Origin of the sequence: Paenibacillus sp. FSL R5-0912, from assembly GCF_000758605.1 — a bacterium.
Lineage (GTDB): Bacteria > Bacillota > Bacilli > Paenibacillales > Paenibacillaceae > Paenibacillus_AQ.
Window position 1 is genome coordinate 4540614 of record NZ_CP009282.1, and the last position, 16156, is coordinate 4556769.

The 16156-nt window shown below is 49.5% G+C and carries 18 protein-coding genes; all 18 read right to left on the reverse strand.

Translation table 11 applies throughout. The features are described from left to right. Positions 1–26: 26 nt before the first annotated feature. Entirely contained in the window at positions 27–1442 is a 1416-nt protein-coding gene (locus R50912_RS19140) for a protein-glutamate methylesterase/protein-glutamine glutaminase (protein ID WP_042237126.1), read from the reverse strand. Positions 1443–1477: 35 nt separating this feature from the next. Next, positions 1478–2359 carry a MinD/ParA family protein gene (locus R50912_RS19145; protein WP_042237128.1) on the reverse strand — a complete coding sequence of 294 codons (882 nt, stop codon included), beginning with the start codon at positions 2357–2359 and terminating at the stop codon, positions 1478–1480. Continuing rightward, positions 2356–3744 carry a flagellar biosynthesis GTPase FlhF gene (gene flhF / locus R50912_RS19150; RefSeq protein ID WP_042237131.1) on the reverse strand — a complete coding sequence of 463 codons (1389 nt, stop codon included), beginning with the start codon at positions 3742–3744 and terminating at the stop codon, positions 2356–2358. Before flhF ends, R50912_RS19145 begins: the two co-directional genes overlap by 4 nt. Continuing rightward, positions 3741–5723, reverse strand: coding sequence for a flagellar biosynthesis protein FlhA (gene flhA / locus R50912_RS19155; protein WP_371916295.1), 1983 nt, complete (start codon positions 5721–5723; stop codon positions 3741–3743). The genes flhF and flhA overlap by 4 nt, the downstream gene beginning before the upstream one ends. 71 nt (positions 5724–5794) lie before the next feature. After that, positions 5795–6889, reverse strand: coding sequence for a flagellar biosynthesis protein FlhB (gene flhB / locus R50912_RS19160; protein WP_039295197.1), 1095 nt, complete (start codon positions 6887–6889; stop codon positions 5795–5797). Between the two features lie 22 nt (positions 6890–6911). Then, a complete protein-coding gene (fliR, locus tag R50912_RS19165) occupies positions 6912–7703 on the reverse strand; it encodes a flagellar biosynthetic protein FliR (RefSeq protein ID WP_042237133.1) in 792 nt (263 codons plus the stop codon). 4 nt (positions 7704–7707) lie between these two features. Continuing rightward, positions 7708–7977, reverse strand: coding sequence for a flagellar biosynthesis protein FliQ (fliQ, locus tag R50912_RS19170; protein ID WP_042237135.1), 270 nt, complete (start codon positions 7975–7977; stop codon positions 7708–7710). 22 nt (positions 7978–7999) lie between these two features. Next, a complete protein-coding gene (fliP, locus tag R50912_RS19175) occupies positions 8000–8764 on the reverse strand; it encodes a flagellar type III secretion system pore protein FliP (RefSeq protein WP_039295192.1) in 765 nt (254 codons plus the stop codon). Then, positions 8761–9291, reverse strand: coding sequence for a flagellar biosynthetic protein FliO (locus tag R50912_RS19180; protein ID WP_052416495.1), 531 nt, complete (start codon positions 9289–9291; stop codon positions 8761–8763). Before R50912_RS19180 ends, fliP begins: the two co-directional genes overlap by 4 nt. A 9-nt stretch (positions 9292–9300) precedes the next feature. Next, positions 9301–9666, reverse strand: a complete 366-nt coding sequence (locus tag R50912_RS19185; RefSeq protein ID WP_019910416.1) for a response regulator — start codon at positions 9664–9666, stop codon at positions 9301–9303. A gap of 26 nt (positions 9667–9692) precedes the next feature. Next, positions 9693–11003, reverse strand: a complete 1311-nt coding sequence (fliY, locus tag R50912_RS19190) for a flagellar motor switch phosphatase FliY (RefSeq protein ID WP_042237137.1) — start codon at positions 11001–11003, stop codon at positions 9693–9695. Next, positions 10993–11991, reverse strand: coding sequence for a flagellar motor switch protein FliM (gene fliM / locus R50912_RS19195; protein WP_042237139.1), 999 nt, complete (start codon positions 11989–11991; stop codon positions 10993–10995). The genes fliY and fliM overlap by 11 nt, the downstream gene beginning before the upstream one ends. 40 nt (positions 11992–12031) lie before the next feature. Next, a complete protein-coding gene (locus R50912_RS19200; RefSeq protein ID WP_042237140.1) occupies positions 12032–12499 on the reverse strand; it encodes a flagellar basal body-associated FliL family protein in 468 nt (155 codons plus the stop codon). Continuing rightward, on the reverse strand, positions 12496–12720 hold the full coding sequence (locus R50912_RS19205; protein WP_039295177.1) for a flagellar FlbD family protein: 225 nt from the start codon (positions 12718–12720) through the stop codon (positions 12496–12498). Before R50912_RS19205 ends, R50912_RS19200 begins: the two co-directional genes overlap by 4 nt. Positions 12721–12842: 122 nt before the next feature. Continuing rightward, positions 12843–13661, reverse strand: coding sequence for a flagellar basal body rod protein FlgG (flgG, locus tag R50912_RS19210; RefSeq protein ID WP_042237142.1), 819 nt, complete (start codon positions 13659–13661; stop codon positions 12843–12845). 124 nt (positions 13662–13785) lie between these two features. Further along, positions 13786–14169, reverse strand: coding sequence for a TIGR02530 family flagellar biosynthesis protein (locus R50912_RS19215; RefSeq protein ID WP_042237144.1), 384 nt, complete (start codon positions 14167–14169; stop codon positions 13786–13788). Next, positions 14166–14651, reverse strand: coding sequence for a flagellar hook assembly protein FlgD (gene flgD / locus R50912_RS19220; RefSeq protein ID WP_042237146.1), 486 nt, complete (start codon positions 14649–14651; stop codon positions 14166–14168). The genes R50912_RS19215 and flgD overlap by 4 nt, the downstream gene beginning before the upstream one ends. Before the next feature lie 26 nt (positions 14652–14677). After that, the gene (locus R50912_RS19225; RefSeq protein WP_042237148.1) at positions 14678–16138 is read right to left on the reverse strand and encodes a flagellar hook-length control protein FliK; all 1461 of its coding nucleotides are present in this window, start codon (positions 16136–16138) and stop codon (positions 14678–14680) included. Between the last annotated feature and the right edge of the window lie 18 nt (positions 16139–16156).

Here is a 16156-nt window from a genome sequence, read left to right on the forward strand (position 1 = left end):
ACCTCCCCTTCGAGTTCGCTTTTCCTTTATTTAACGGCTTGCACCAGCCTTGGAGCAATTTCTTGCAAAGGCAGGATATGTTTCACGCACTGTAGCTCCACTGCAGACCGCGGCATTCCGTAAACGACACAGGTCTCTTCACTCTCGGCAAAGGTTGACGTCACACCCGAGTCATAGAGTGCCTTCATCATTCGGGCCCCGTCGCTGCCCATCCCGGTCATAATGACCGCATGACGTTCAAGCGAAGTAAGCTGCAGTACCGATTCGAACAGTGTATCTACAGAAGGCCTATGTCCGTTGCGGGCTTCTTCCTTGGTAAGCTCAATCACATATTGGCCGCCGGCCGCCTGAGCAACCTTCAGATGATATCCGCCAGGAGCTATATACGCAGCCCCCTGCCTCAGAACCATGCCATGCTCCGCTTCAGCAACCTCCAGCGCGCTGAAGGTATTCAGCCGCTGAGCCAGCGATTTGGTGAAATTAGGCGGCATATGCTGAACAATGACAATCGGTGCCGGAAAATTACCGGGGATGTTCTCCAGGAACGCCTTGAGCGCCCGCGGACCGCCGGTAGAGCACCCTACCGCCACCAGCTTGCGCAGGCCCCTATTTCCGTTCACAGGGCCTGCCTGCGCAACAGGAGGATCAAAGAAGCCTCCTGCAGCCGTCTCAGCGGCAGCAGCCCGCAGATCGGGCAATGCTGCTCCCGTATCCCCTTGAGTCCGGCTTCTGAAGCGTTCGGATGCAGGTGGTGGCACTGCTGGAGCCGGCTTGCCCGGCCGCTTCGTAACTTCACTGACCGGGCCTTTCACTGGAGGGATCTTGTCTGCCAGCAGCTCCTGAGGGGCTCTGCCCTTCGGCATCAGCGCACTCTGAGCCGGCTTGCGCAAGGAGTCCGTTTCTTTCTTAAGCGGCTCTGCCTTACGTTTCAATGGTTCTATGACCGTGCGCGGAGCAGCAGGCGGCGCTGGCAGAACGTGCTGATCAGGAGGCAGCAGTTCAGGGGCCTTGTAAGCAGAAGCGCGTGCTTCACGCTGTTCGCGCGCTAGCATGGCTTCCTTCATCTGCTCGCGGAGTGATTCCCCGACTGCGATAATATCCTGGGAGTTTGAAATGGACGGCTTTCGGATGAAATCGAAAGCCCCCCATTCCAAAGCCAGAATGGTTTCCTTCATCCCCTCCTCATTAATCCCCGACAGCATAATGACTGGCAGCGGACGCTGGGCCATTATTATTTTCAGCGCCTCCAGACCATTCATTTCCGGCATTTCCACATCCATGGTTACCAGATCCGGACGAAGCTCGTTCACCTTCTCAATAGCTTCACGGCCGTTGGACGCCGTTGCTGTTACCTGAAAGTCAGGATCGTTTTCAATTAAATCGGAAATGATTTTACGCATAAAAGCAGAATCATCAACGACCAAAACCTTGTATGGCCTCATAGCATTTCCACCTCTGTCCCTCAAATTCAGAACAATTATTTGTTTCGTTTCAACCACTTGCTGATAAATCCCTTGATGCCCTGTACTTTAGCGGTTTCTACTGAATCAACAGCCAGATAGCTCAGCGCAAGCCGGTGCACATCTTTAGCTGCTATACTGTTCGGAAAAGCCACTGAGAATGGAATTTGTTTCTTCACTGCCTGAACTACATGGGGATCACTGCTTATATAGCCCAGAAACGGGAGTTCGAGCTGCAGAAACCGGCTGGCGGCCATGCGGATTTTATCACTGGTCACTCTTGCTTCCCGTTCATCCCCCGCCTGGTTGACAATCAGCCGGAATGAAACCTCAGGATGCGAGTTATGAACAACTTTCATCAGCGCGTATGCATCCGTAATCGCGGTAGGCTCAGGCGTCGTTACAACCAGACAGTCATCTGCAGAAGTGATAAACTTCATCGTTTCCTTCGACAATCCAGCCCCTGTGTCAAAGAGTATAAAGTCCATCGTGTCGGCAATTTGCGCAATCTGAGCGGTAAAGTAGTCCAGATCAGCTTCTGAGAGTGAGAATAGCTCATCCATTCCGGAACCGCCAGCGATAAAAGGTAAGGATTCCGGACCCAGCTGAATGATCTGTCCGATATCGGCTTCCCGCTTAAGCAGATGGTACAGATTGTATTTCGCTGACACGCCCATAAGCACGTCTATGTTAGCCATGCCGATATCGGCATCGAACAACAGAACTCTCCGCCCCAGGGATTTCAGTGCAAGCGCAAAGTTAAGGGTGAAATTCGACTTTCCGACTCCCCCCTTTCCGCTGCATACGGTAATGATCCGGGCAGAGACTCCGCTGCCGGTGAGCTGCCTAGAATCCTGGGTGGATACTAACCGTCTTAAAGCTTGCGCCTGATCCATCACTCGCCCCCTGTTCCCAGCAGCATTCCGGTAATCTGCTCTCTGGTAGCCATCAGAAGATCATCAGGAACATTCTGGCCATTCGTAATATAAGAGAGCTTTAGCGGAAAATCATTCAGAACATTGAAGAGCGGGCCATAGCTGCCTGTTTCATCCAGCTTCGTGAAAATAACCTTATCCAGCGGGTATCTGCCAAAGTGCTCAGCGATCTTTTTCATGTCGCGGCTTTTTGAGGTCAGGCTAAGCACCAGGAAGGTTTCGCTTTTGAGCTCCTTGGCAAGCAGGCTCTGCAGTTCGGCCACCAGCATTTCATTGCGGTAGTTCCGGCCTGCAGTATCCATAAGTATCAGATCACAGCCCTCCAGGCGGAACATGGCTCTTTGCAGATCCCCGGGCGACTGGACAACCTCCAGCGGCATATTCAAAATGGATGCGTATGTTCTAAGCTGCTCGACCGCTGAAATCCGGTAGGTGTCCGAGGTAATCAGGCCCACTTTGCGGCCCTGCTTAAACAGCTGCTCCGCCGCCAGCTTGGCAATGGTCGTTGTCTTGCCTACACCTGTAGGTCCGGCAATGTATACGATCTTTGTATCGGGAGCAATTCCTTTGCCGATGCGTCCAGCCAGGAATTCACCGATTTGCTCTTCCAATGCTTCACCGAAGCGGTCCGCCCTCCAGCCGCTGCCTTCTCCCCGGTAGCGCTCCAGAACATTTCCAATCCATTCATCCACAAGTACTGCGTCTGTCTCCTGATCAATCAGACGGCTTTTGAGCACTTCCAGTGCGTCCGGCAATTCAGCTGCCCCGGAGGAATAACGCGCGATACGCTCCATCCAGTGCTTCATATCCCTGATTTCACGAAGGACATCGCTCTCTTGTGCAGGAACACCGCCAGGGGCAGGCTCTTCGGCGACAAGGGAATCATAGATTGCCGAGAGAGATTTGCGGCCCTCCTCCGGATTTGGAACCGGCTGCGGCTCTTTAGCGGGTGCAACCGCCGTAATGTCCGGCTCCTCTGTCTTAGATAGTGCCTCCATCACCGCTACGCCTCCGCCGCCCTGATCACCAGGATCAGAAAGTGCAGCGGCAATCTCGGCAAATGAGCGGGCTGATGTTGGAGCAGATGCTGAAGCCGCCTTTTGGTAAGCTTGCGGAACAGCGCTTCGTGGTATATTCATCGGTTGAGCAGGTGCTTTCTCGGGCACGGCCGGCTTCTGGGCATTCTCAACGGCTGCCACGACTTCGATTTTCTTCTTGGTGAACATGCCCATAAATCCGCCGACTTTAACCTCTTTGGTGCTTAAAATGACGGCGTCGCTTCCAAGTTCGCTGCGGATGGAATGCATGGCGTCAGGCATCGTATCGACCACATAACGCTTCACTCTCATAAATTCACCACCCCAACGCTTTGAATTTCAATATTTGGCTCGAGCTCGCTGTAAGACAACACCGGAATATCCTGCATCGTCCGTTCAATCACCTGCCGCAGGTACATTCTAATGGTAGGAGATGTCAAGACGATCGGCTGCTGTCCGGATTGCAAGAGACGGTTGATCTGCTCCGTAAGCCGCTGATAGACGGTTTGAGTGGAAACAGGATCAAGTGCCAAATAGCTGCCTTGCTCTGTCTGCTGAACACTTTCGGTAATTTTCTTTTCAAGTGTGGGACCTACTGTAATTACACGCAATGTTTCACCCGATTGTGAGAATTGCTGTGTAATCTGCCTGGACAGGGACTGCCGGACATATTCCGTTAGAATATCAGGGTCCTTGGTGTATGTGCCATAATCCGCCAGAGTCTCGAAGATCGTTACCAGATCCCGGATGGAAATCTTCTCACGGAGCAGCTTGCCAAGGACTTTCTGAATATCACCAACCGCCAGTATGGAAGGAATGAGTTCGTCCACCAGAACGGGATAGTTCTCCCTGAGATTATCGACCAGCTGTTTGGTCTCCTGACGTCCCAGCAGCTCATGACCGTGACGTTTGATTAGCTCTGTCAAATGTGTGGCCACAACCGAAGGGGGATCCACTACCGTATAACCGGATAACTCCGCCCGTTCTTTAACAGATTCATCAATCCATAATGCAGGTAATCCAAACGATGGTTCGATAGTCTCAATCCCGCTAATCGACTCGTCATCATAACCGGGACTCATGGCAAGATAGTGATTAAGTAATAATTCACCGCCGCCAACGTTATTTCCTTTAATTTTGATGACATATTCATTCGGTTTTAGTTGAATATTGTCGCGAATACGAATAACCGGCACGACTAGACCCATCTCAAGCGCACATTGCCGTCGAATCATGATGATACGGTCGAGCAGATCGCCGCCCTGTCCCGTATCCGCCAAAGGGATCAGGCCATAGCCGAATTCGAACTCGATTGGGTCAACCGTCAGCAGATTAATGACACTTTCGGGGCTGCGCACTTCTTCAATCTGCTTCTCCTCTACCAGCTGTTCATCGGCAATCTGCTGCCTGCTGGCCTTCTGGCCCATGCTGTAGGCCGCATAAGCCATCAGACCCGCCAGAGGCAATGTAGACATCACCGTGATCGGGGTGAAGAAACCCAGAAAAGCAATGGTCACTGCTACAATATAGAGAAGCTTCGGATAAGACAGCAATTGTCCAGTCAAATCTTCAGCCAGATTGCCTTCCGAAGCCGCCCGGGTTACGATCAGTCCGGAAGCGGTGGAAATAAGCAGTGCCGGAATCTGGCTGACCAAGCCATCCCCGATCGTCAGTATGGAGTAGGTCGAAAGTGCATCCTGGAAGGACATTCCGTGAATTGTCATCCCGATAATAAAGCCGCCGATCAGATTGATCAGCAGGATGATAATACTGGCAATGGCGTCACCTTTAACGAATTTACTCGCACCATCCATGGCTCCGAAGAAATCCGCTTCGCGCTCAACATTACGCCGGCGTTCGCGCGCCTGCTGCTCATTGATCATCCCTGCATTCAGATCCGCATCGATACTCATCTGTTTACCGGGCATCGCATCCAGTGTAAAGCGCGCCCCCACCTCGGCAACGCGCTCAGAGCCTTTGGTGATAACAATGAACTGCACAACAACCAGAATCAGGAAGACGATGAAACCTATAGCGATTTGTCCACCTGCAATCCAGCTTCCGAATGTAGCTACCACTTCACCGGCATGACCATCACCAAGAATCAGTTTGGTGGTGGAGATATTCAAGGCTAACCGGAACAGTGTAGTGATCAAGAGTAATGAAGGGAAAATCGAGAACTGCAGCGGATCTTTCGTATTCATTGCGACCAATATAATGGTCAGGGCTATTGAGATATTGACAATTAACAGTACATCCAGAAGCCAGACAGGGATGGGCAGAATCATCATAAGCACAATGCCGATAACGCCCAGTAGAACTGTTAGATCTCTAGCTTTCAATGTCCTTAACCTCCCCCGGCTTATCTCCTCTTACCTTTAAGCTTGTATACATAGGCCAGCACTTCGGCAACAGCCTGGAACAAATCGGCCGGAACCACATCACCGATTTCCGCTCTCTGGAATAGCGCCCGTGCCAGCGGCTTATTCTCCATAGTCACAACACCATGCTCCTTGGCCAGCTCCCGGATACGAAGCGCCACATAATCCTGGCCCTTGGCTATAATCTGCGGAGCCTCCATTTTGGAACCGTCATACTTCAGGGCAACCGCAAAGTGGGTCGGGTTCGTGATGATAACATCGGCCTTAGGGACCTCCTGCATCATCCGCTGCATCGCCATTCTGCGCTGACGTTCCCTGATTTTACCTTTAATGATGGGGTCGCCCTCCATCTTTTTGTACTCGTCCTTGATGTCTTGCTTGGACATTTTCAGACTTTTCTCATGCTCGTATTTCTGATAAATATAGTCCAGAACGGCCATGATAAAAAGAGCCGCCGCAATCTTGATGCCCAGGCTCATGGTCAGCTTCGCAGCGAAGCCGAACACACTTTCAGCGCTAACACGTGCGAGGGAAGCAAAGCTCTCCTTCTCCCCCCAGAGCGTGCTGTAGACCAGATAGGCTATCAGCACCAGCTTGAAGATCGACTTGAGAAACTCTACAAACGAACGCATGGAGAAAATATTCTTGAAGCCTTTGATCGGATTAATCTTCTCGAACTTAGGTGTAATCCCTGCACCGCTAGCCATGAATCCCACCTGCGCGAAGTTGGCCACAAGCGCCAGAAGGAAGGTGATGCCCAGCAGGGGAGCCAGCAGAATCAGAATCTGCAGCCCGTACTGGTTGAAGAGCTTGGAGATATTCTCCGCTGTTACTTCCATCATCATCCGGTTCTGAAACACATCTGTGAACAGCTTGACAAAGCGTTCTTTCATGAAACCGCCGAAAATGCTCAGCGACAACAATGCCGAGAACAGCACCACTGCGCCGGACATCTCCGCGCTCTTGGCTACCTGCCCTTTCTTGCGGGCGTCCTGCCGTTTCTTCGGGGTGGCCTTCTCAGTCTTATCTCCCCCGAACAGCTGAAGATTTAATTTATATCGTTTTGGCTTAGCCATGACACTCTCTCCTTACCGTTACCTAAGGACTCTTCCCCACGAGGCCAAGTAAGTTATGCATGGACTCAAACATAATGTCGAAGAGATTCTGGAACAGCACAGCCAGCCCCGGCATCAGTATAAGAAGTAGCGCCAGACCTACAATGATTTTGAGCGGAACCCCGATGACGAACACATTATATTGCGGAGCAGTTCTCGCCAGGAAGGCCAGACCCACATCCGTTAAGAATAGTGCTGTAACCAGCGGCGCCGACATTTGAAAGGCCAGCATGAAGGATTGTGCGAAGGTGCGTATCAGGAATTCCGACAAGCTTCCGTCGATCATTTTGAGGAACAGGTCATTGTCGATAGGCACCCATTTATAACTGTAAACAATGGCATCCAGCAAATAGTGATGTCCGTTCATCGTCAGAAACAGCAGCAGCGCAATCATATACTTGAAGTTACCGATAATAGGGGCTGATGCGCCAGTCATCGGGTCAATTACATTGGCGATACCAAACCCGATCTGAATATCGATAAAAGAACCCGCCGTCTGAATCGTCATAAACATCAGATACGCGACAAAGCCAAGCAGCAGTCCGATTAAAGCTTCTCTGACGATCAGCAGAATAAAATTCAGATCCTGCGGAACGGTGATGTTCATCCCGCCTGAGCTGAAGATAACCATGGAAACAAAAAAAGACAAACCAATTTTGAATGTTGTCGGCACACTTTGCGAAGAAAAGACAGGAACGACAACAAAAAAAGCAGTAATTCGACAAAAAATCAGCAGAAAGACAGGAAAACTTTGCAGCAGGGTCTCTATATTCATAATCTCAACCGATATACATATAGAGGCTGCCCAAAATTTGACTGGTGAAATCCACCAGCTTCGTTATAATCCACGGACCGAATAGCAGTAATGCGAGCAGTACGGCAACGATTTTGGGAACAAACGCCAGGGTTTGCTCCTGAATCTGGGTTGTGGCTTGAAATATACTGACGATCAGTCCTACCACCAGACCAAGAATCAGCATGGGTGCGCTGGTTTCCAGCACCAAATATACGGCTTGGCCGGCTAGACCGATAATAAAATCCGCATTCATCCCTTACGCCTCCTCTTAAGGGTCAGGTGTTAAAACTTAGCAGCAGTGATTTGACTACTAGGTACCAGCCGTCCACTAGTACAAAGAGCATAATTTTGAAAGGCAAGGATATCATGACCGGCGGCAGCATCATCATCCCCATGGCCATAAGCGTACTGGATACTACGATATCAATAATGAGAAAGGGTATAAAAATCATAAAGCCCATCATAAATGCTTTTTTCATCTCACCAATCGCAAACGCCGGTACCATAACTGTCAAAGGGATATCATTGTAGCTGGCCGGTTTGACTGTTGCATTGTTGCCGGTATAGTTCATGAACAGCAGCAGGTCCTTGGTATTGGTCTGCTTGAACATAAATTCCTTCAGCGGTTCCTGCGCTTTATTGAGCGCCTCGCTCTGGGTCAGCGTGCCTTTCATATACGGCTGTAAGGCCGTTTCATTCACTGTTGCCAGTGTCGGTGACATAATAAATAGTGTCAGGAACAGAGCCAGTCCCACAAGCACCTGGTTTGGGGGCATTTGCTGCGTACCGAGCGAAGTTCTTACGAACCCCAGTACGATTACTATTCGGGTAAAGCTTGTCATTAACACCAGAAATGAAGGAGCTATGCTCAGAACCGTTACCAGCAGCAGTATGGAAATTGAACTCGTGCCACCGCTTGCAGTATCGTTATCACCGACCTGAATACTAATGTTGGGAATAGGATCCGCGTGAACCGGATGCAGAAGAACAATACTGAATATACCTAGAAGCAGTAACGAAAGAATCAGCTTTTTTTTCATAAATCCCTCGACTCATTCTTAAGGTCATCATCCCGCAGCAGCTCTTCGAGCTTCTCTTTACGCTCAGGCGCAAGCGCAAGCTTGGACTGCAGCGTCTCATAGAAAGACGAAGTCTCATTAAGTTCAATTTCCTGGGACGGGACTTCACCGCGCAGCTTTGATTTGATTTTGGCGATAAGCGGTGTAATAAAGTTGTCAGTTCCTGACGTTTGATCTTCGAATGCGGAAATGATTAAAGCAACTTCTGCCGGATCGGTGATTTTATCCATCATGGATATATTCTCACCCACTCCGATAAGATAGAGGCTGCTGCCGAGTTCGATGATCTGAATCGACTTATTCGGACCGAGCCCCATCGCACCAAGTGTACGGATGGAACGGCCGCTCATCATTGTCTGATTGCGGCGTCCCAGAAAACGGATCAGCAGCACGATAAGAATGACAATTACTGCAAGAACAAAAACAACTTTGAGCAAATTCAGCAGGGCATTACTACCGTCTCCGAGCGTTCCGGAATTGGCTAACATACCTGATTCCTACACACCCAACGTTTTATTGATAGCTTCAATTACACGGTCAGCCTGGAAAGGCTTAACGATAAAGTCCTTCGCTCCGGCTTGAATTGCATCAATGACCATAGCCTGCTGACCCATGGCTGAACACATGATGACTTTGGCATTGGCATCTACTTTTTTGATTTCTTTTAGGGCGGCGATTCCGTCCATTTCAGGCATGGTGATATCCATCGTGATCAGATCCGGACGCAGTTCCTTAAATTTCTCTATAGCCTGTGAACCGTCCTGGGCTTCACCCACTACCTCAAATCCGTTCTTCGACAAAATGTCCCGGATCATCATTCTCATAAATGCTGCATCGTCCACGATTAGAATTCGGTTAGCCATTTTTACAAAATCCTCCCTAAGTATGCTTATTGTAATTTTTGTATACGGTCCCACTGGCTGACGATATCCGTAACGCGGACACCGAAGTTTTCGTCTATAACTACGACTTCCCCTTTGGCAATGAGCTTGTTGTTAACCAGAATGTCAACAGGCTCGCCCGCCAGTTTGTCCAGTTCGATAATCGAACCTTGCGACATTTCCAGAATATCTTTGATCTGCTTCTGGGTCCTTCCTAATTCTACGGTCACTCTCAGTGGTATGTCCATCAATAAATTTAAATTATTTTCGTCAATATTGCCAAAAGCCCCTGCACTGAGGTTAGCAAATTGTACCGGCTGCACATTCACATTGCGATTAGGTGCAGAATTCTGCGGCGGCGCCTGCGGATATGGCATTCCTTGAGGCGGCATTCCGTAAGGCGGCATACCCGGCATTCCATAGGCTGGCATACCGGCCGGAGGATAATAATAGCCACCTTCAGGCATTCCCGGATATGGCGGCATCCCCTGCGGCGGATATTGAGGAGGGATCCCTCCAGGGTCAGGTGCCGGCATCTGCTGCTGTACCGGAGGTGCTGCCGGAGCAGGTTCTGGTGCGGCGGCGGGTTTGGGAGGTGTTGCGGTCGACGTAACGGCCGCTTCCTGGTCAGCCTGGCTGACATCGCCCAATAGCATGGTCACCATGTCTTTGGCGAACGGTACCGGTAACAGCTGCATAATCGTGGAATCGATCAAATCGCCGATCTTCAGCCGGAACGAAATCTGGATTAATGTTTCATCATCCGGCAGGCTTCCAACCCCTTCTCCACTGGACATATTTAGAATATCGATGCCTGGAGGAGAAATATTGACGAATCTGTTAAATATAGTCGACATGGAAGTAGCCGATGAGCCCATCATCTGATTCATGGCTTCCTGCACGGCGCTGATATGAATTTCATTCAATTCCTCGTCTTTGGGTTCTCCTTCACCGCCAAGCATTAAATCGGCAATGACCTGTGCATCCCTGATCTTGATGACCAGTGAATTGATCCCTTGGAAACCGTCCACATACTGTACATGAACTGCGACATGGGGTTTAGGAAATGCATCCTCGAATTCACTGCGGGTAATAATCGATACCTTTGGAGTCGTGATATCAACCTTTTTGCCGAGCAGAGTAGATAGCGCAGTCGCTGCACTGCCAAATGTGATATTACCGATCTCTCCCAGCGCATCCTGTTCAAAAGGTGTTAAATAATCATCCACTGTCTTCGGCGAGGGAGCCAGGTTACCTTCCGCAGACTGTCTAAGAAGAGCATCTATCTCTTCTTGGGACAAATAATCTTTACTCGTCAAACTCTTCAACCCCTTCGCTGACAATCTCGTCTATTTGCACAGCCACTCGTTCTTTGATTATCCCAGGACTTCCGATGAATTTCAGCTTGTCCCCTACCTTGATTGACAGTCCGGAATCCACAGTCTTGTTAAGAGAAATCACGTCGCCGACACTGAGCCCGAGAAATTCAGCAATGGATAACCTCGATTCACCCAGCTCTGCTACTATCGGAAGCTGAGCCCGGTGAACTCTTGCCCGGATGGCTTCAAGCTCAACCTCATCCCGCACCTTCTTCTCGGATACAAACCACTGGTGAACAGACAGCCTCGACATAATCGGCTCAAGAACAACGTGAGGGATACAGAGGTTGATCATCCCGGTGGTATCTCCAATTTTGGTGCTGAGGGAGATAAGGGCAATCGTTTCATTTGGCGATACAATTTGCATAAACTGCGGATTCGTTTCCAGTGCTTCCATCCGTGGATGGATGTCCAGAACTGTCTTCCAGGCTTCCTGCAGACTTTCGAAACATCTGCTGAAAATCCTCTCCATAATTGTCGTTTCGATTTCAGTCAGGGCGTTAATCTTCGAAGGTGCTATACCAAATCCGCCAAGCAGTCTGTCCAGCATGGCAAAGGCAATGTTCGGATGCACCTCCATAACCATCCGGCCCTCTAGAGGTTCGGCTTCAAAAATATTCAGTATCGTCATTTTGGGAATGGAGCGGATAAACTCATCATAAGGGAGCTGCTCTACTTGAACGACACTGATTTGTACAAAAGTGCGCAATTGGGCCGAAAAGTACGTTGTCAGGTAGCGGGCAAAGTTATCATGGATCCGGGTAAGACTGCGGATATGATCTTTGGAGAAGCGTACAGCCCGTTTGAAATCGTAAGAGCGGATTTTTTTCTGGGTTTCTTCTTTTTTCAGTTCGTCGGCATCCATTTCACCGGATGAGAGTGCAGCAAGCAGAGCATCAATTTCATTTTGTGATAGTACATCAACCAATTTCAATCACCCCCCCATCAAAGAATTATCCCGCCAGCAGTTACATTGGTGCCAAGATGAATTTGGTGAATTCTATCTGGGTAATCGTGCCTTCAGTCAAATTCTTATTGATTATGTTCACCAGCTTGCTGCTGAATTGATCTTTGCCGCTGGCCCCGTTTAATTCCTCAGGCCGGGCATCGGCAATTGCTTTGATAATAAGCGGTGTAATTTTAATAGCTTTTATCTTTTCGAATTCTTCCTTGGACTTCGCTGAATCTAGCTGAAACGCGATGTCAACTGAAAGGATATAATCGGGATCGGCAAGATTAGTTTTGATATCAGTGATTACCGCCGTCAAGGCGACGATTTCATCCGCGCTTAGTCTCTTAGCTTCCACGTTCTGGACAGCCTGGTTCACATCATTCGCATCACTGGGGAAAAACCTGTCCATTAGTAAAAATGCGGCTACTACAATGAGCGTAATCGCCAGTAAAATCGTAATGAGCCATGGCATCATCTTCTTCATGAAAGCTCCTCCATCGATTGGACTTTAATGGTGGCAGCATGTGTGCCTATGTCCCTGTTGTATTCCTTGATCTTCTCAATGACTTCATCAGCCTTTTCAAGCACAATCAGCCTTTTGCCGGTTACAAGCGTGATATACGTATCCGGGGATTCCTCAACCATTTCAACCAGCAGGGCATTTAACCACATCGCCGCCCCATTCAATCTTGTTACCGAAATCATAACAGGCCTCCTAACAAAATAGGGGGAGGAGTCCCCCCCACGACTATAATAACGATACCGCCACAGGCGAAAAGTTATTATTATACAGCAAGTTTATGACTAACCCTCATATTCCCAAAAACTTAACGCTTGAGGTTAACTACTTCCTGGAGTACTTCATCTGAAGTTGTAATAATTCGTGAGTTCGCCTGGAAACCACGTTGTGACACGATCATCTCCGTGAACTCGTTCGTCAGATCGACGTTAGACATTTCCAGCTGGCCGGCAACAATTGAGCCTGTTCCCACTTCAGCATTGTTGGCAGTAGTCGGTTCCAGCGCTCCCTCTGCGTTGGCATTCAATGTCATCCGGTACAGATTGCCGCCGATTTTCTCAAGACCTTGCGGGTTGCTAACTTTGGCAACGGCGATTTGAACCCCTTGTTCAGTCGTCCCGTCAGCCATCGTCTGAATAATCGTACCGTCACTCGAGATAGAGAATGCGGTAGCCTCTTCAGGCAATTGAATGGATTCCCCATCAACACTCACGACATGAAGACCATCGGAAGTAATGAGATTCCGGTTAGAATCCACATGGAAATCTCCTGCGCGCGTAAGGAAAGGCGTCTCCTGATCATCCGTGAGTTTTACCAGGAAGAATCCGTCTCCGTCAATCCGCAGATCCGTAGGGTTATTAGTTGTCATGGCACTGCCCGCCAAATGCATCGTATCCACAGAACCAATGCTTACCCCTAACCCGATCTGTTTGGCATTAACCCCGCCTTGTCCGCCATCAACAGGTGCCGTAACACCGGATACCGTCTGGCTCATGATGTCTTTGAACATTACACGGCCTGATTTGAAGCCGATGGTGTTGACATTGGCAATATTGTTACCGATAACGTCCAGCTTGGTCTGGAACCCGCGCATACCTGATACTCCTGAATACATAGATCTTAACATTGTTTGTCGTCCTCCCAGATATAGAGCCTTTCAGACTCTTAATTGTTAGAATATTGGAAATTGGAGTGATGCCCGCGTCAGTCGGTCGGCGGACATTCCGGCTCTCCAGTTAGGACCAGCCGGTTCATGAGATTATTACTGCACTGTCAATCTGCGTGAATACATTATCTTTCATAGAGTTCCCATCCATAGCTGTAACTACGGTACGGTTCGCAACGCTTACGATTAACGCCATATCCTTCATAAGGATTAAGGATTCCTTGCTGCCCTTGGCTGCTGCCTTGTCTACCGCAGACGAGATTTGATCTAATTGGCGGCTGCCAAGCTCAATTCCCCGCTGTTCAAGCCTCTTTGCCGCATGATTGCTGAACTTCAGCATATTCTTCTGCAGCACGCTCTCAAATGAAGCTTCAGAGCTTACAGAGCTCTTGGTTGACTGCTGACGTTGCAGCGTTGAAGGGTGTACACTCGCCGGATACAGCTGGCCTATTGTCAGTCTGTCGCTCATGTGGTCCCCCCGCTCTCCCCGCCGCCCGTTGAAGTATCACTGCCCGCTGCCGGTTCAGCAGAAGGATTCTGAATTTGTGTGATATCTGTTAAGGCGATCCGCTCACTGCCTACTACCGCGTACTGTACACCACTGCTCACAACAATGGATTCTACATTTCCTGATTTCGGTAATTTGGTTTGGGCATCTGTCCAAGTGACATCTTTGCCGATCAGACCGGATACAGAACCTAGTGACTGATTCAGTGCCGTAAGCTGGGTGGAAATGTTCATTAACTGTTCGACAGAGGAGAACTGGGCCATCTGGGCGATAAATTCTTTATCCTCCATCGGCTGCATAGGGTCCTGATTCTGCAGCTGGGTAATCAATATTTTAAGAAATTGATCCTTGCCCAGTGTCGAGCTGCCTGTTGTCTTGGTAGTTGAACTATCCGATACATAATTCCATGAGTTACTGCCAGAAACGGGATTCGTTGTTGCCATTTCATTTCACCTCGCTTGTCCAGTTATTATATTTTGGCCGAAAAACTGCCGTTCTGATTATTATCTTGCTGCGTTGCCGAAACCCAATCTTTCCATTCTCCATTAAGCTCTGCGGCAAGCACCGCCTCTGCGGATTCTTCCTGGCGCTCTCGAGAGCGTCTACCCTGCTGTTGTCCGCCAGCTCCCGTCTGTTGCCCCTGCTGTCCAGTCCATTGTGACTGAGCTGATGGGTTGTTCTGAGTCACCTCAAGTTTTTCTACCTGAAGGCCTTGGGACTGTAAAGCTAAACGAAGCTGGTTCATCTGCTGTTCAAGAATATCCTTCGTTCCGCTATGCTGGGTCAGGAATTGGGCAACCAGATTACCATTTTGCATCGATATCTTCACATCGACTTGTCCAAGATTCTCCGGGAATAGAGTGATTGTAGCTTCAGCTACTCCGCCTTTTTTGACGATTTCCAATTTACCGCTGATAAAAGTGTTCATTTCCTGAGCGAATTGCTGAACCGGCACCGGTGAGGGTGGTGCTTTCAGTGGTGCGGAAATTCCGTTACTGAGCGATAATTGGCCTGCTGTAACGATTTCAGGCTCGCCAGCTGATATTTTGGCGGCTGGCAAAGCTTCCTCGGCCGTTGCCGTCTCCTTCACTGGAGCTATCCCCGTGGAAGGAATCTGAGGGCTCTCTTCTGCAGTTACATTTGTACTATTTAGTGCTGTTGGTACTGAAGCAGACTCCGTCTTAACTGTGGCATCCAAAAATGTACGGATATTTGAAACTACTCTTCTACTATCATCAACATTCTGTTTGGTTTCTGTTCCGGATGCCTGCTTAAGCGATGCTGACGAAACCTCTGTTGTACTTACAGTCTTAAGCTTGGGTTTGTTATCGGCAGGCACGCTTTCAGCCAGAATAGCTGAGAATTGATTTAACAGTGCAGCACCTTTGGTTGCCGTTTCTTCACTTCCGCTTACAGCTGCATCCTGAACCAGTTGGACCAGGCTGTTCAGCTCATCCTGGACTGCAAAACGCAGGGTTTCCGGGTTCTGGGCAAGGGGCGACAAACCTGCTGTTGCCAATGCTCCAGTGTCTAATGCGCCTGTCTGATCAGCCGGAGTATTACCGGATAAGAGCGCCGACACTTGAAGAATCCACCCTTGAAGAGCAGCGAGCAGCGCGGGATCAGCCTCCAGACTTGCATCCAGATTCTCCATGTCCTGAGTGAGGCTTTCAAGAAGTTCTGCTTTCTTTGCATCTGTACTGACGGATTCCTCACCCTTGGTCTGTACCGCGTTCAGAAGACCCTGCAGCAAGGAAGCCAGATTGCCCAATAGAGGTGCTTCCGTCCCTTTAGAAGTAGTGCCTCCCATGCTCTGTACAAGCGTCTGGGCAAAAGGTGTAGCCGAACCGGCAGTTCCACTGGTACCCGTTGACGTTCCACCGGCAACAGTCAGGTTACCTGCACTTAATGTTTGTACGATTAAACTCATCTTTTTCACCTCCCTTCA

Excerpts from the sequence above, each read along its gene's own strand:
- R50912_RS19140 (WP_042237126.1), bottom strand. The coding sequence starts at position 1,442 with ATGAGGCCATACAAGGTTTTGGTCGTTGATGATTCTGCTTTTATGCGT.
- flhF (WP_042237131.1), bottom strand. The coding sequence starts at position 3,744 with ATGAGAGTGAAGCGTTATGTGGTCGATACGATGCCTGACGCCATGCAT.
- flhA (WP_371916295.1), bottom strand. The coding sequence starts at position 5,723 with ATGATGATTCTGCCCATCCCTGTCTGGCTTCTGGATGTACTGTTAATT.
- flhB (WP_039295197.1), bottom strand. The coding sequence starts at position 6,889 with ATGGCTAAGCCAAAACGATATAAATTAAATCTTCAGCTGTTCGGGGGA.
- fliR (WP_042237133.1), bottom strand. The coding sequence starts at position 7,703 with ATGAATATAGAGACCCTGCTGCAAAGTTTTCCTGTCTTTCTGCTGATT.
- fliQ (WP_042237135.1), bottom strand. The coding sequence starts at position 7,977 with ATGAATGCGGATTTTATTATCGGTCTAGCCGGCCAAGCCGTATATTTG.
- fliP (WP_039295192.1), bottom strand. The coding sequence starts at position 8,764 with ATGAAAAAAAAGCTGATTCTTTCGTTACTGCTTCTAGGTATATTCAGT.
- R50912_RS19180 (WP_052416495.1), bottom strand. The coding sequence starts at position 9,291 with ATGTTAGCCAATTCCGGAACGCTCGGAGACGGTAGTAATGCCCTGCTG.
- R50912_RS19185 (WP_019910416.1), bottom strand. The coding sequence starts at position 9,666 with ATGGCTAACCGAATTCTAATCGTGGACGATGCAGCATTTATGAGAATG.
- R50912_RS19200 (WP_042237140.1), bottom strand. The coding sequence starts at position 12,499 with ATGAAGAAGATGATGCCATGGCTCATTACGATTTTACTGGCGATTACG.
- R50912_RS19205 (WP_039295177.1), bottom strand. The coding sequence starts at position 12,720 with ATGATTTCGGTAACAAGATTGAATGGGGCGGCGATGTGGTTAAATGCC.
- flgG (WP_042237142.1), bottom strand. The coding sequence starts at position 13,661 with ATGTTAAGATCTATGTATTCAGGAGTATCAGGTATGCGCGGGTTCCAG.
- R50912_RS19215 (WP_042237144.1), bottom strand. The coding sequence starts at position 14,169 with ATGAGCGACAGACTGACAATAGGCCAGCTGTATCCGGCGAGTGTACAC.
- flgD (WP_042237146.1), bottom strand. The coding sequence starts at position 14,651 with ATGGCAACAACGAATCCCGTTTCTGGCAGTAACTCATGGAATTATGTA.
- R50912_RS19225 (WP_042237148.1), bottom strand. The coding sequence starts at position 16,138 with ATGAGTTTAATCGTACAAACATTAAGTGCAGGTAACCTGACTGTTGCC.